Source organism: Streptococcus constellatus, from assembly GCF_902167705.1.
Lineage (GTDB): Bacteria > Bacillota > Bacilli > Lactobacillales > Streptococcaceae > Streptococcus > Streptococcus constellatus_A.
This window is the reverse complement of the sequence record NZ_CABHMZ010000034.1, coordinates 1-12,763: the sequence shown is the minus strand read 5'-3', so window position 1 is coordinate 12,763 and position 12,763 is coordinate 1. Positions and strand designations below refer to the sequence as shown.

Annotated in this window: 12 protein-coding genes and 1 pseudogene; all 13 read left to right on the top strand. The window is 38.2% G+C overall.

Translation table 11 applies throughout. The features are described from left to right. The first annotated feature begins 602 nt into the window (after positions 1 to 602). Entirely contained in the window at positions 603 to 2,039 is a 1,437-nt protein-coding gene (locus FQ204_RS09815; protein WP_144211101.1) for a 6-phospho-beta-glucosidase, read from the top strand. 13 nt (positions 2,040 to 2,052) lie between these two features. Next, positions 2,053 to 2,292: a hypothetical protein gene (locus FQ204_RS09810; RefSeq protein WP_144211099.1), complete on the top strand. Its 240-nt coding sequence runs from the start codon at positions 2,053 to 2,055 to the stop codon at positions 2,290 to 2,292. Between the two features lie 98 nt (positions 2,293 to 2,390). Further along, on the top strand, positions 2,391 to 2,630 hold the full coding sequence (locus FQ204_RS09805; protein ID WP_003025388.1) for a SemiSWEET transporter: 240 nt from the start codon (positions 2,391 to 2,393) through the stop codon (positions 2,628 to 2,630). 116 nt (positions 2,631 to 2,746) lie between these two features. Further along, a complete protein-coding gene (locus tag FQ204_RS09800; protein ID WP_144211097.1) occupies positions 2,747 to 3,061 on the top strand; it encodes a PTS cellobiose transporter subunit IIB in 315 nt (104 codons plus the stop codon). A 55-nt stretch (positions 3,062 to 3,116) separates the two neighbouring features. Further along, positions 3,117 to 5,108 (top strand): BglG family transcription antiterminator, encoded by a 1,992-nt coding sequence (locus tag FQ204_RS09795; protein ID WP_144211095.1) that lies wholly within the window; start codon positions 3,117 to 3,119, stop codon positions 5,106 to 5,108. A gap of 12 nt (positions 5,109 to 5,120) precedes the next feature. Beyond that, positions 5,121 to 5,438, top strand: coding sequence for a PTS cellobiose transporter subunit IIA (locus tag FQ204_RS09790; protein ID WP_021001470.1), 318 nt, complete (start codon positions 5,121 to 5,123; stop codon positions 5,436 to 5,438). A 23-nt stretch (positions 5,439 to 5,461) separates the two neighbouring features. Further along, positions 5,462 to 5,968 carry a hypothetical protein gene (locus FQ204_RS09785; protein ID WP_260843581.1) on the top strand — a complete coding sequence of 169 codons (507 nt, stop codon included), beginning with the start codon at positions 5,462 to 5,464 and terminating at the stop codon, positions 5,966 to 5,968. A gap of 39 nt (positions 5,969 to 6,007) precedes the next feature. Beyond that, positions 6,008 to 7,351 (top strand): PTS cellobiose transporter subunit IIC, encoded by a 1,344-nt coding sequence (celB, locus tag FQ204_RS09780; RefSeq protein WP_144211091.1) that lies wholly within the window; start codon positions 6,008 to 6,010, stop codon positions 7,349 to 7,351. 331 nt (positions 7,352 to 7,682) lie between these two features. Next, a complete protein-coding gene (locus FQ204_RS09770) occupies positions 7,683 to 8,714 on the top strand; it encodes a competence protein CoiA (RefSeq protein ID WP_144211089.1) in 1,032 nt (343 codons plus the stop codon). Continuing rightward, complete coding sequence (pepF, locus tag FQ204_RS09765) at positions 8,666 to 10,468, top strand: oligoendopeptidase F (RefSeq protein ID WP_144211087.1); 1,803 nt, start codon at positions 8,666 to 8,668, stop codon at positions 10,466 to 10,468. Before FQ204_RS09770 ends, pepF begins: the two co-directional genes overlap by 49 nt. A gap of 1 nt (position 10,469) precedes the next feature. Further along, the gene (locus FQ204_RS09760; RefSeq protein ID WP_144211085.1) at positions 10,470 to 11,153 is read left to right on the top strand and encodes an O-methyltransferase; all 684 of its coding nucleotides are present in this window, start codon (positions 10,470 to 10,472) and stop codon (positions 11,151 to 11,153) included. Positions 11,154 to 11,259: 106 nt separating this feature from the next. Next, on the top strand, positions 11,260 to 12,198 hold the full coding sequence (gene prsA / locus FQ204_RS09755; protein ID WP_144211083.1) for a peptidylprolyl isomerase PrsA: 939 nt from the start codon (positions 11,260 to 11,262) through the stop codon (positions 12,196 to 12,198). 137 nt (positions 12,199 to 12,335) lie between these two features. Further along, positions 12,336 to 12,656: pseudogene (locus FQ204_RS09750) on the top strand (LURP-one-related family protein); the annotation flags it as partial. Positions 12,657 to 12,763: the final 107 nt, after the last annotated feature.

Below are 12,763 nucleotides of genomic sequence, written 5' to 3'. Positions count from 1 at the left end.
CCACGAAAATGTTTAGCTTACAGAACTGCTTATGAAGCTCTAGTGGATGAGTTAGAGTAAATGTTGCACTTATTCTTGCAATTTATCCTAAATAAAAAGAGACAAGCACAGGCAATCAGGCTGACACATCCATAAGCGGCTAAAAATGGAAGTGTGATGTTAAAAGGCTTGATGTCAAGTAGAAAAAGTCCTGTTTTTAAAACGCCGTCTATAAAACCAGCAAAGATAAAAGTAGAAACTTTCTTTTGCTGAAAGAAAAGAGGTAAGCTAAAAGGCGAGGTGAAGAGGGAAAGAGAAAATGGGCGTGAACCAATGGGCAAAAAGTACAATAAAAAGGCTATCATAGTACAAGTTATAGCAGTAATAGGTACATAAATCAAAAACTTTTTGTAATCATAGCTGAGCGAGACAACCTTTCTTAGATAGAGAAATATGACGTAGATTTTATATTATTTTTCTTCATTATAGAAAGAAATGAGTCAAAAGGAACCGCTTTCACAGTCTTTGGATTTATTTTCCGCATTGCTGTGGCAAAAATATGGTTTTTAAAAGCGCTTTCTTAGGAGTATAATAAAAGTATCAAAATCAGGAGGACTTTAGACATGTCAACATTTAAAGACGGATTTCTCTGGGGTGGAGCAGTTGCAGCTCATCAACTAGAAGGTGGTTGGCAGGAAGGCGGCAAGGGCATTAGTGTGGCTGATGTGATGACAGCAGCTCGCCACGGGGTTCCGCGTGAAATTACGGCAGGAGTGTTGCCAGGCAAATACTACCCAAATCATGAAGCAATTGATTTTTATCATCGTTATAAGGGAGACATTGCTCTGTTTGCGGAAATGGGCTTCAAGTGCTTCCGAACTTCTATCGCTTGGACGCGGATTTTTCCTAAGGGAGACGAAGAGCAGCCCAATGAAGCTGGTTTGCAGTTTTATGATGACCTTTTTGATGAATGTCTCAAATACGGGATTGAGCCAGTTATTACCCTGTCGCATTTTGAAATGCCTTATCATTTGGTGACCGAATACGGTGGCTGGAAGAACCGCAAGGTTATTGATTTCTTTGTTCGCTTTGCAGAAGTGGTCTTCAAACGCTACAAGGATAAGGTCAAATACTGGATGACCTTTAATGAAATCAACAATCAAGCTAACTATCAAGAAGATTTTGCTCCTTTCACCAATTCTGGTATTGTTTACAAAGAAGGAGACAATCGTGAAGCGATCATGTATCAGGCGGCTCACTATGAGTTGGTGGCTTCTGCGCGAGCAGTTAAAATCGGTCATGAGATCAATCCTGACTTCCAAATCGGTTGTATGATTGCCATGTGTCCGATTTATCCAGCTACCTGCAATCCTAAGGACGTCCTCATGGCTATGAAAGCCATGCAAAAGCGTTATTATTTTGCAGATGTCCATGTTTTCGGTCTCTATCCAGAACACATTCTTAAATATTGGGAAAGAAAAGGTATTCAGGTTGATTTTACCGAGCAAGATCAAGAGGATTTGCTGGCTGGAACGGTTGATTACATTGGCTTTAGCTACTATATGTCCTTTGCTATTGATTCTCATCGGGAAAACAACCCTTACTTTGACTATGTGGAAACGGAAGATCTGGTGAAGAACACGTATGTTGAGGCTTCAGAATGGGATTGGCAAATCGACCCAGAAGGTCTGCGCTATGCTCTCAACTGGTTTACCGACCATTATCACCTGCCTCTCTTTATCGTAGAAAATGGTTTTGGTGCCATTGATAAAGTGGAAGAAGACGGCATGGTGCATGATGATTACCGGATTGACTATTTGGGTGCCCATATCCGTGAGATGAAAAAGGCCGTAGTCGAAGATGGTGTTGACCTCATGGGCTATACGCCTTGGGGCTGTATCGATCTAGTGTCTGCAGGTACCGGTGAAATGCGCAAGCGCTACGGTTTCATCTATGTAGACAAGGACGATGAGAGAAATGGAACCTATGAGCGTTCACCTAAGAAGTCCTTTGCTTGGTATAAGGAAGTCATCGCTTCAAATGGAGAAACGGTAGACTAAATCGGAGATTATCATGAGTAAAAAAATAACCTATGTCATCAAATTTTCTAAAGGAGTCGCTGTGCCAGACTTGGCTGCCAATCCAGCTATCACCCAGCATTTGACGATTAAATTGAAAAATGCAGACGGCTTTGTCGTAGATAGTGACATCAATGATGTGAAGATTCGGGAGCTGATAATGGCCACTTTCAATCTAGAAAAGAAAGATGTCGTTGTCTTATCCAAATATCCAGGACTGGTGAATATTTTGTAATAGGAAGATTGTGCATTTATCCGTCTATACGTAATAGAACAAGGAAGAAAGAAACGAAGCTAGGGTTTTTTAGCTTCGTTTTTAGAAAAGGAGAAAATATGATTGGAACGATTGCTGCTGTATTAACTACTTTTGCTTTTTTACCGCAGGTAATAAAAGTCATTAAAACCAAGGATACAGAGTCTATTGCGCTTGGCATGTATCTGATGCAAGTTGTCGGTATTGCTTTGTGGCTGTTTCATGGCTTGGTAATTGAAGATTTGCCTTTAATTATGGCAAATAGCGTGTCTTTGGTTTTATCAGGAACCATTCTCTATTATAAATTAAAATATAAGTAAAAAAGTAACTAAGGAAATGTTTCCGTTTCACTACGGAAAAAATAAGATGGAAGTTGTAAACGTTTTCATCTATAATGAATTTATAAAATAAATTTTATTTATAAGGAGAAAATCTTATGGCTAAAGCATTGATTATCTGTGCAGCAGGTATGTCATCTTCTTTGATGGCAAAGAAAACAACGGAATTTTTAAAGAGCAAAGGGCATGACATTGAAGTAGATGCTGTTAGTGCGACAGAAGGTGGAAAAGCCATTGCCGCTGCTGAATTTGACCTTTATCTCATTGGCCCTCAAACAAAAATGTACTTCAAGCAATTTGAGGAAGCTGGAGCAAAAGTCGGCAAACCTATTGTACAAATTCCTCCGCAAGCTTACATTCCTATTCCAATGGGAATTGAAAAAATGGCAAACCTCATCTTGGAAAAGATTTAGAGTTTTAGCTCAAAAAGGGTAAAATAGTTCTTATAAATGCGGAAGGAGAACTGCACTGCTACATAAGAAAGAAAAATTGATTCTTCAATCTTTGTTGGAAAATAAAGATCATTATATTACAAGTAAGGAATTAGCTAGTCAGCTTTCTTGCTCTGATCGTACGATAAGAACTTACCTGAAATCATTGATGGATTGGAAGCCTGATGAAATAGGCTGGAAGATCACAGCCAAGCAAGGTTATGGTTATCGACTTGAACTTCAAGATAAAGCTCTCTATCAAAACTTTATAAAAACAGAATTTTTTACAGAGCAAAACTCTGCTAAGACTGAAAATATAGAAGATCGTTACAATTACATTTTAAATAAATTGCTCTTTGAGCAGGAAAAACTTTATTTTGATGACTTAGCAGAAGAGCTGTTTGTCAGTCGTTCAACCTTGTCAGCAGATTTCAAGAAAATCAGACAAGACTTGGCAAAGTATGACTTACAAATCGAGAGCAAAGCCAATCGTGGTGTTTATGTAAAAGGCAGCGAACGCAATAAACGGCGCTTTATCATGGATTACTTTTTTCGTGATAATTTCTTTCAAAGTTTGCACAATTACATCAACATCGAAGTTCCAGGACGGCAAATCAGTTTAGAAGAATTGACGATTATCGTGCTGGACGAATGTCGTGAAGGTCACTTAAAGTTGTCAGATTTTGTGATTCAAAATTTGGTCATTCACATTGCTTTATCGTTTAAAAGGATTGCGGAAGGTTTCCAAATCAGCAAGATTGAAGACTGGGAACAAGGTAATTATCTGGCAGAACGAAAGATTGCTGAGAAAATTTTACACAGAGTGTATTTGGCAACTGGGCTGGAATTTCCCAAAGAAGAAGTGGACTATATTACACTCCATTTGATTTCAAAAGCTTCTTGTCAAGAAAGCCAGAATACCAAAATAGACACCAATCAAGAAATTCGCAAGCAGCTGATTAGTGCTTTGGAGAAACTTGAAAACGTCAAAGACTATCAATTTCAGCATGATTTTCAATTAGTTGAAGGAGTTGTTGCTCATTTATCTACTTTCTATGTGCGTTTGCAGAATCATGTAATGCTTGAAAATCCCCTTTTAAAGGATATTCAGCAGCAAGCACCAGCAGTTTTGGAAATGACACGAGAAATTTTGCAGGAAATGCCGATTTTTTCTAAGGAAGACTTATCAGATGATGAAGTGTCTTATGTGGCACTGCATTTCATGGCTGCTTTGGAGCGATTAAAGGAAAAGCAAAAATTTAATATTTTGGTGATTTGTGCTACAGGTTATGGCTCGGCGCAAATGCTGAAAAATCGGATTGACAATGAGCTGGGCAACTTAGTCCACATTGTAGATGTGATTGGTTATTATGAGTTGAGTGATGAACGTCTGAAAGATATTGATTTTATCATTTCGTCTATTGACTTATCAAATTTAGTCTTTAGTGTTCCTGCTTTTACTGTCAGCATATTTTTAAATGCAGATGAGCTAGAAGGAATAAGGCAAAAAATTGCCCAATTGAAGCCAGTAGAAAGTCATTTGAAGGTAGATTTAACAGCAACAGCCACTACAACGAAAGAAAATATTTTTGATGAATACTTCTCTCCGTCTTGTTTTATTCTCATGCAAGATGCGACAAAAGAGCAGGTTTTGCAAGAGTTATTAACAAAAATGGAGCAGGGGGAAGAAAAGGATTTTGTTACACATATGCAAGAGCTAATCAAGCAGCGTGAAAAGATGAGTTCTGTCGTTTTTTCAGAACAAGTTGCGGTGCCTCACCCGGTTAAGCCCATTGCAAAAAATCATAAAATTGGTGTTGCCATTGTGAGAAATGGTGTGCAGTGGAATGATGAAAGTCCTAAAATTCAACTCATTTTTCTCCCTTCTCCGTCCATTTATGGGAATGAAGAAATGGCAACGTTGACATCAAAGATTGTTGATTTGTTAGAGCAGCCTGACCTGCAAGCAAAGATATTGAGCTGTCAGTCGTTTACAGAATTTAAAGCACTATTTTTAAACATAAAGTAAAGGAGATTGTCTATGAATCAGGAAGAATTACAAGTTGCAGCTTTTGAAATTATCCTACATAGTGGTTCAGCAAGAACAACAGTTCACGAAGCATTTGCAGATATGCGTGAAGGGCATTATGATGAAGCTGCTGAAAAGTTAGAAGCTGCCAATGCAGAGTTATTGGAAGCTCACCATGCACAAACAAATTTGCTACAAGAATACGCTAGTGGAACGGAAATTAAAATTGAAATTATCATGGTGCATGCTCAGGATCACTTGATGACGACCATGACCTTGCGTGAGGTAGCACTTGAAATGCTCAGTCTTTATCGAAAGATTGAAAAGTAAAAAAAGGAATGAAAGGGGAAAATATGACTGAAAAAGAGAAACAAGAACTAGAAGCAAGACGAAAAGAAGCAGCAATAAAAAACATGTATTATACGCGTTACTTTTCAGTCCGCTATGCGACAACATTTTTCTTCTTTGTCAATCTTTATTGGATACTCATGTTGTATCTTTCAAAGGCTGGTTTAGTTTTGCTATTGCCCTTGTTGCTAACTGTTCTAGCAGCGTTGGCAATGTGGGAGCAAACACGAATGTACACCGTTCATCAAAAAGAAGTGACATTAACGCGGTTCTTTTACAATATTTCTGCTTTAGCAAATGTTTTGCTGCTGATAATTGTTTTTGTGGGACAGTATCATTTCCTCTTTCCATTTTTTTCGATTAGTACAACCACTGTAACCGTTTTAACGGTTGTGCTTTTATTGGGGCTATTTTTAGCCATTCTCATGTTAAGAAAATTAAGTCGGATTCATCACCATACAGATAAGCAATATAAACGCATTCAAGAATATATTGCCACTGTTCAACGTTAGTTTATAAATTATATTTCAAACATCATAGGAGGATATATTATGAATAAATTGTTTGAATTTCTAGAAAAGTACCTCATGGGACCAATGGGGAAAGTCTCTACTTGGCGTCCTGTTCGTGCTATTGTTGCTGCCGGGATGGCCAGCATTCCCTTTACAATCGTAGGGTCTGCTTTCTTGGTTCTTAGTGTTATACCGCAAGCCTTTAATCTTCAGTTTATTGTTGATTTGTGGGCAAATTCATTTGATAAGATTCAAGCTCTCTACTTGTTAGCTTATAAATGTACAATGGGGATTTTGTCTCTCTACTTTGCTATTGTTATTGGGTATGAATACACAAAAATTTATGTCGAAGAAGAAGGACTCAACCTCAATCCACTCAATGGTGGTCTGTTAGCGGTATTTGCTTACTTTTTGACTATTCCTGAATTAACTTATTCAAAAGGAGTGATTTCAGCCGTTACAGGAAAAACAACAATTGGTGGTTGGACTGTTGGCGGTGATAGTTTGACACGTCTATCGACATCAGGTATGTTTACTGCGATTCTGATGTCCATTCTCGCTGTGCAACTATATCGCCTTTGTGTGAAGAAGAATTGGGTCATCAAGATGCCTGAAGCTGTTCCAGAAGGAGTTGCTCGTTCATTTACAGCCCTCATTCCAGGATTTGTCATTGCATTTGCAGTACTCTTCATTAACGGTATCTTTATCCTATTTGGCACAGATATTTATAAAGTTATTGCCATTCCGTTTGCCTTTGTTAGCCATATCACTAATACATGGCTAGGTATCGTTGTGATTTACTTATTGGTTCATGCTCTTTGGATTGTTGGTATTCACGGTGCGAATATCGTTATGGGACTGGTTAATCCAATCTTGCTTGCTAATATGGCACAAAACGTTGACGGCAAATTCATTGCTTATGCAGGTGAATTTACCAACTCTTATGTAACAATCGGTGGTTCTGGTGCGACCTTATTGCTTTGCTTCTATATTGCTTTCCGTGCGAAGTCAGATCAATTACGTATGCTTGGAAAAGCAGCTATGGGTCCAGCTATTTTCAACATCAACGAACCCCTTATCTTTGGTTTACCAATTGTGTATAATCCAATGTTGACCATTCCGTTTATCTTGGCTCCAATCGTCTCTGCTTCTATTGGTTACTGGTCTGTCCAGCTTGGACTAGCTGGTAAAGCGATTGCCCAAACACCATGGCCAACACCTATTGGTCTTGGAGCTTATGTTGGTTCAGGTGGTAATATTGGTGCTTTCGTAGTTGCACTTGTCTGTGCTCTGGCTGCCTTTGTGATTTGGTTCCCATTTATTAAGATGTATGATACGAAGTTGTACAAAGAAGAAATGGACGGCGCTGAAGCGATTCAATAATTTAGTTTCCCCTTATAAAAAATTTGAAGCTGGAACGAAAGTTTCCAGCTTCAATTTATATAGTGCAATAAACCAAGACCGCAGTAGCTGATTGCTCAAAGCACTGCTTTGAGGTGATGGATAGAGCTTGCGAAGCAAGCTTCAAAGTTATTCATTTTTCAAGCTCAGAAAAGCACTTTTGACAAAAACTTTGCTTTCTTTATCTACCAGTTCAACAGTCTCCCAGACTATTGAGCAACCTTGCGGGGTGAGACAGAACTTAAAATTTTTAAGATGAGTTCTGTCTCGCTCTTTTTTTACGAATAATTTAAGTAAAAGGGGAAAATAATCTATGCTAATAGCTTGTCAGGAAGATGGGAAACTACTAAACGCTGTGGAAGATAGGGTAAATCCGCTGGATAGATTTCTCTGCCCAGCTTGTAAGGAAGCGGTGCGATTTAAGAAGGGCAAGGTGATGCGACCGCATTTTGCCCATATTTCTTTAAAAGAATGTCATTTTTATACGGAAAATGAAAGCGCAGAACACTTAAATTTGAAAGCTGCTTTGTTTACTTGGGCTAGAAAATCCAATCATGCGATTCAAGTGGAAGCTTATTTACCAGAATTGCAGCAAATCGCAGATCTGTTAGTTGAGAAACAGATTGCACTTGAAGTTCAATGTAGCTCGCTTAGTCAAAAGCGTTTAAAGGAGCGCACAGACAGTTATCGTCAGCATGGCTATCGCGTTCTTTGGCTCTTGGGAAAGAAACTTTGGCTGAAAGATTCCTTGACCAATTTACAAAAGGATTTTCTCTATTTCAGTCAAAATATGGGCTTTCATCTGTGGGAGTTAGATGCGCAGCAACAGCTTTTGAGACTTAAGTACTTGATTCATGAAGATTTGCATGGCAAGGTTCAGTACAAGGAAAAAAATTTTGCTTTTGGTAAGGGAAACCTGTTAGACATCTTTCGTCAGCCATTCTGCAAGCAGGAGATGATGAGTTTTCTGGCAAAAGAAGATAAAAATATTTGCCGTTATGTGCGCCAGCAGCTCTATTATCAGCAGCCCAAATGGATGAAATGGCAGGCAGAATTGTATCAAGCGGGTGATAATTTATTAACCAAAACAGCTAATGACTTTTATCCGCAGGTTCAGCCTGTTTGTGCCAGCTCTTTCTGTCAGATTTTTCAGGATCTCACGCCTTATTACCAGCAATTTTCAGCTTATTATAAAAAGGAAAAGAATAAAAATCTCCAAATTCTCTATCCTCCAGCCTTTTATGCAAAGATTTTTGGTAATATTTATGATAAAATAGGAAGGACGGAGGAAATTTTATGGCAAAACAAAGAAATGAAATTGAAGAAAAATACACTTGGGACCTAACAACGATTTTCCCAACAGATGAAGCTTTTGAAACAGAATTGGCGCAAGTTTCAAAAGAATTAAAAGAAGCTAGCAGTTTAGCAGGTCATCTCTTGGATTTGGCTGATAGCCTTTTAAAAACAACAGAAATCCAATTGGACTTAATGCGTCGTATCGAAAAGCTCTATTCCTATGCTCACATGAAAAATGACCAAGACACGCGCGTGGCAAAATATCAAGAATACCAAGCCAAAGGAATGGCCATTTATAGCGAGTTCGGACAGGCTTTTGCTTTTTATGAGCCAGAATTTATGGCAATCACAGACGAGCAATATCAAACTTTCTTAGCTGAAAAGCCTGAACTGCAAATCTATCAGCACTTCTTTGATAAGCTACTGCAAAAGAAACCTCATATTCTTTCTCAGCGTGAAGAAGAATTGTTGGCAGGAGCTGGTGAAATTTTTAGTGCTGCAGGCGATACTTTTGGAATCTTGGATAATGCCGATATTGTTTTTCCAATCGTACACGACGAAGAAGGAAATGAAGTGCAATTGACGCACGGAAATTACATTAGTTTGGTGGAGTCGAAAAATCGTACAGTCCGCAAGGAAGCTTATGAAGCGCTTTACAGCGTCTATGAGCAATACCAACACACTTACGCTAAGACACTCCAAACAAATGTCAAGGTGCATAATTACAATGCCAAAGTTCGTAAGTTTTCTTCTGCGCGTGAAGCAGCCTTGTCTGCTAACTTTATTCCAGAAAATGTTTATGATAGCTTAGTGTCTGCAGTCAACAAACATTTGCCACTCTTACATCGCTATATTGCGCTACGTGCAAAGATTTTGGGTCTTTCTGATTTGAAAATGTATGACCTCTATACACCATTGTCAGAAGCAGATTACAAATTTACCTACGAAGCAGCTTTGACGAAAGCAGAAGAAGTTTTAGCGATTCTCGGAGATGATTATCTTAATCGAGTGAAAAAAGCTTTTTCAGAGCGCTGGATTGATGTTCATGAGAATCAAGGCAAACGCTCAGGAGCTTATTCTGGCGGCTCTTACGATACCAATGCTTTTATGTTGCTCAACTGGCAGGATACCTTGGACAATCTTTTCACGCTGGTTCATGAAACGGGTCACAGCATGCATTCTAGCTATACTCGTGAAACACAGCCTTATGTTTACGGTGATTATTCTATTTTCTTAGCTGAGATTGCTTCTACGACCAATGAAAATATCCTAACGGAGAAATTATTGGAAGAAGTAGATGACGATCAAACCCGCTTTGCGATTTTGAATCATTTCTTAGATGGTTTCCGTGGGACTGTTTTCCGCCAAACTCAATTTGCTGAGTTTGAACATGCCATTCACAAAGCTGACCAAGAAGGTCAAGTCTTGACGAGTGAATTTTTGAATGATTTGTATGCAGATTTAAATGAAAAATATTATGGTTTGACGAAAGAGGACAATCCACAAATTCAATACGAATGGGCACGGATTCCACATTTCTACTATGATTATTATGTATTCCAATATTCGACTGGTTTCTCAGCTGCTTCTGCCTTAGCAGATAAGATTGTCAACGGAACGCAAGAAGATAAAGAGAAGTATCTCAATTACTTGAAAGCGGGAAATTCTGATTATCCGCTGAATGTCATTAAAAAAGCTGGTGTAGATATGGAAAAAGAAGACTATCTTAATGCTGCCTTTGCAGTCTTTGAGCGTCGCCTTGACGAATTTGAAGCACTTGTAGAAAAGTTAGGATTAGCATAAAATGGTCAAGTCCTATAGTAAAAATGCTAATCACAATATGCGTCGTCCCGTTGTCAAAGAAGAAATTGTTGATTTTATGCGGTCACGGCAAAAGCAAGTTTCGGGCTCCTTAAAAGAGCTCGAAACTTTTGCTCATGCAGAAAATATTCCCATTATTCCTCACGAAACAGTTGCCTATTTTCGTTTTCTGTTAGAAACTTTACAGCCTGAAAAGATTTTGGAAATTGGGACAGCCATTGGTTTTTCAGCTCTTTTAATGGCAGAACATGCACCGCACGCACAAATCACAACGATTGATCGCAATCCAGAAATGATTGCTCTTGCCAAAGCGAACTTTGCCAAGTTTGATAAGCGCAGGCAAATTACATTGCTTGAAGGAGACGCAATGAATATTCTTCCTAGTTTGAAAGATCGCTATGACTTTATTTTTATGGATTCTGCCAAGTCCAAATACGTTGTCTTTCTGCCAGAAGCTCTGAAACGTCTTGATTCAGGGGGAATTGTCATCATAGATGATGTTTTTCAAGGTGGAGATGTCACAAAGGAGATGAGTGAAGTGCGTCGAGGTCAACGAACGATTTATCGAGGGCTACACCAATTATTTAATCAAACATTAGATCAGCCTGAATTGACCTCAACCTTGCTACCACTTGGCGACGGTATTCTGATGATTAGAAAAAAATGAGATTCTTAATATTTTCCTGAATTTTCAAAGATTTTAGGAAAATTTAAGATATCAAATCTATTTTATGGTACAATAAGAAAGTGAATTAAAAAAAGGAGTTTTCATAATGAAGAAAAAAATTCTAGCAGGAGCCATTACGCTTTTGTCAGTTGTAACATTAGCAGCCTGCTCACAAGCTGGTGGTAAAGACATTATCACGATGAAGGGAAATACAATTACTGTCAATGATTTCTATGACAAAGTAAAAAATAACGCAGCTGCTCAACAAGTACTTCTCAATATGACCATTCAAGAAGTTTTTGAAAAAAGCTATGGTAAACATGTTACAGAAAAAGAAGTCAATGAAACTTTCAATAAGAGTAAGAGCACTTACGGAACTGCTTTCCAACAAGTCTTGGCAAGAGCAGGATTGACGGAAGATACTTACCGTGAACAAATCAGAACCAATAAATTGGTCGAATATGCTGTCAAAAAAGCAGCTGAAAAAGAATTGACAGATGCAAACTATAAAAAAGCATACGAATCTTACACACCAGAAGTGACTGCTCAAATCATCAAGGTAGATAGTGAAGATAAGGCAAAGGAAGTATTGGAGAAAGCAAAAGCTGAAGGTGCTGATTTCGGACAAATTGCCAAGGAAAATTCTACAGATACCAAGACAAAAGATAAAGGTGGCGAAGTCAAATTTGACTCAGCTTCGACAGATGTCCCAGATGCTGTTAAAAAGGCGGCTTTTGCTCTTGAAGCAAACGGTATTTCTGATGTTATCACTGTCAAATCATCAACCTATTCTTCAAGTTATTACATTGTGAAATTAAACAGTAAGTCTGAAAAATCAGCAAACTGGAAAGACTATAAGAAACAACTGAAAAATGTTATCTTGACACAAAAACAAAATGATCGTACCTTTATTCAAAAAATTGTTGCCAAAGAATTACAAGCAGCCAATATTAAAGTGAAAGATCAAGCTTTCCAAAATCTATTCTCACAATATGTCAAGACAGACAGTAAATCAACATCTAGCTCGTCATCTTCATCAAAATAAGTTGACGAAAAGCTCATAAGTGAGTATAATAGGACTATTGAGAATTGATTTTTGACCTCTTAGTTCAGAGAATTGGCGGTGCTGCAAGCCATGTAAGAATGAAAATCATGCTACTCAAAGAAAAAATTGCATACATAATGAGAATGACAAGTTCATTGAATGAAGGTGGTACCGCGGTTTTTCGCCCTTCGTCTAGTGGACTTGTCTTTTTGCGAGGAACTATCATGAAGACCTATCTTGTAAAACAAAAATTTCGCTTTGGCGGTGAAAAGTTTGACATCAAAGATGACCGTGGGAACATTGATTATCAAGTGGAGGGAAGCTTTTTAAAAATTCCTAAAACCTTTACGATTTATGATGATAAGGGTGAGGTGGTCAGTCAGATTAAAAAGACTGTGTTAACATTGTTACCTCAATTTGAAATTCAATTGCGCAATGGTTCGAGTTTTTATATCCGATAAATTGTAAAATATAGTTCAACAAAAAAACTCATAGCGTTTCATTGGTGTAAACTGTAAGTAACCACACAAACAGAACCCGAGGAAAAACTATGAGCTACTCCCAT

Excerpts from the sequence above, each read along its gene's own strand:
- FQ204_RS09785 (WP_260843581.1), top strand. The coding sequence starts at position 5,462 with ATGACTGAAAAAGAGAAACAAGAACTAGAAGCAAGACGAAAAGAAGCA.
- FQ204_RS09800 (WP_144211097.1), top strand. The coding sequence starts at position 2,747 with ATGGCTAAAGCATTGATTATCTGTGCAGCAGGTATGTCATCTTCTTTG.
- FQ204_RS09790 (WP_021001470.1), top strand. The coding sequence starts at position 5,121 with ATGAATCAGGAAGAATTACAAGTTGCAGCTTTTGAAATTATCCTACAT.
- FQ204_RS09810 (WP_144211099.1), top strand. The coding sequence starts at position 2,053 with ATGAGTAAAAAAATAACCTATGTCATCAAATTTTCTAAAGGAGTCGCT.
- FQ204_RS09770 (WP_144211089.1), top strand. The coding sequence starts at position 7,683 with ATGCTAATAGCTTGTCAGGAAGATGGGAAACTACTAAACGCTGTGGAA.
- FQ204_RS09815 (WP_144211101.1), top strand. The coding sequence starts at position 603 with ATGTCAACATTTAAAGACGGATTTCTCTGGGGTGGAGCAGTTGCAGCT.
- pepF (WP_144211087.1), top strand. The coding sequence starts at position 8,666 with ATGGCAAAACAAAGAAATGAAATTGAAGAAAAATACACTTGGGACCTA.
- prsA (WP_144211083.1), top strand. The coding sequence starts at position 11,260 with ATGAAGAAAAAAATTCTAGCAGGAGCCATTACGCTTTTGTCAGTTGTA.
- celB (WP_144211091.1), top strand. The coding sequence starts at position 6,008 with ATGAATAAATTGTTTGAATTTCTAGAAAAGTACCTCATGGGACCAATG.
- FQ204_RS09805 (WP_003025388.1), top strand. The coding sequence starts at position 2,391 with ATGATTGGAACGATTGCTGCTGTATTAACTACTTTTGCTTTTTTACCG.
- FQ204_RS09760 (WP_144211085.1), top strand. The coding sequence starts at position 10,470 with ATGGTCAAGTCCTATAGTAAAAATGCTAATCACAATATGCGTCGTCCC.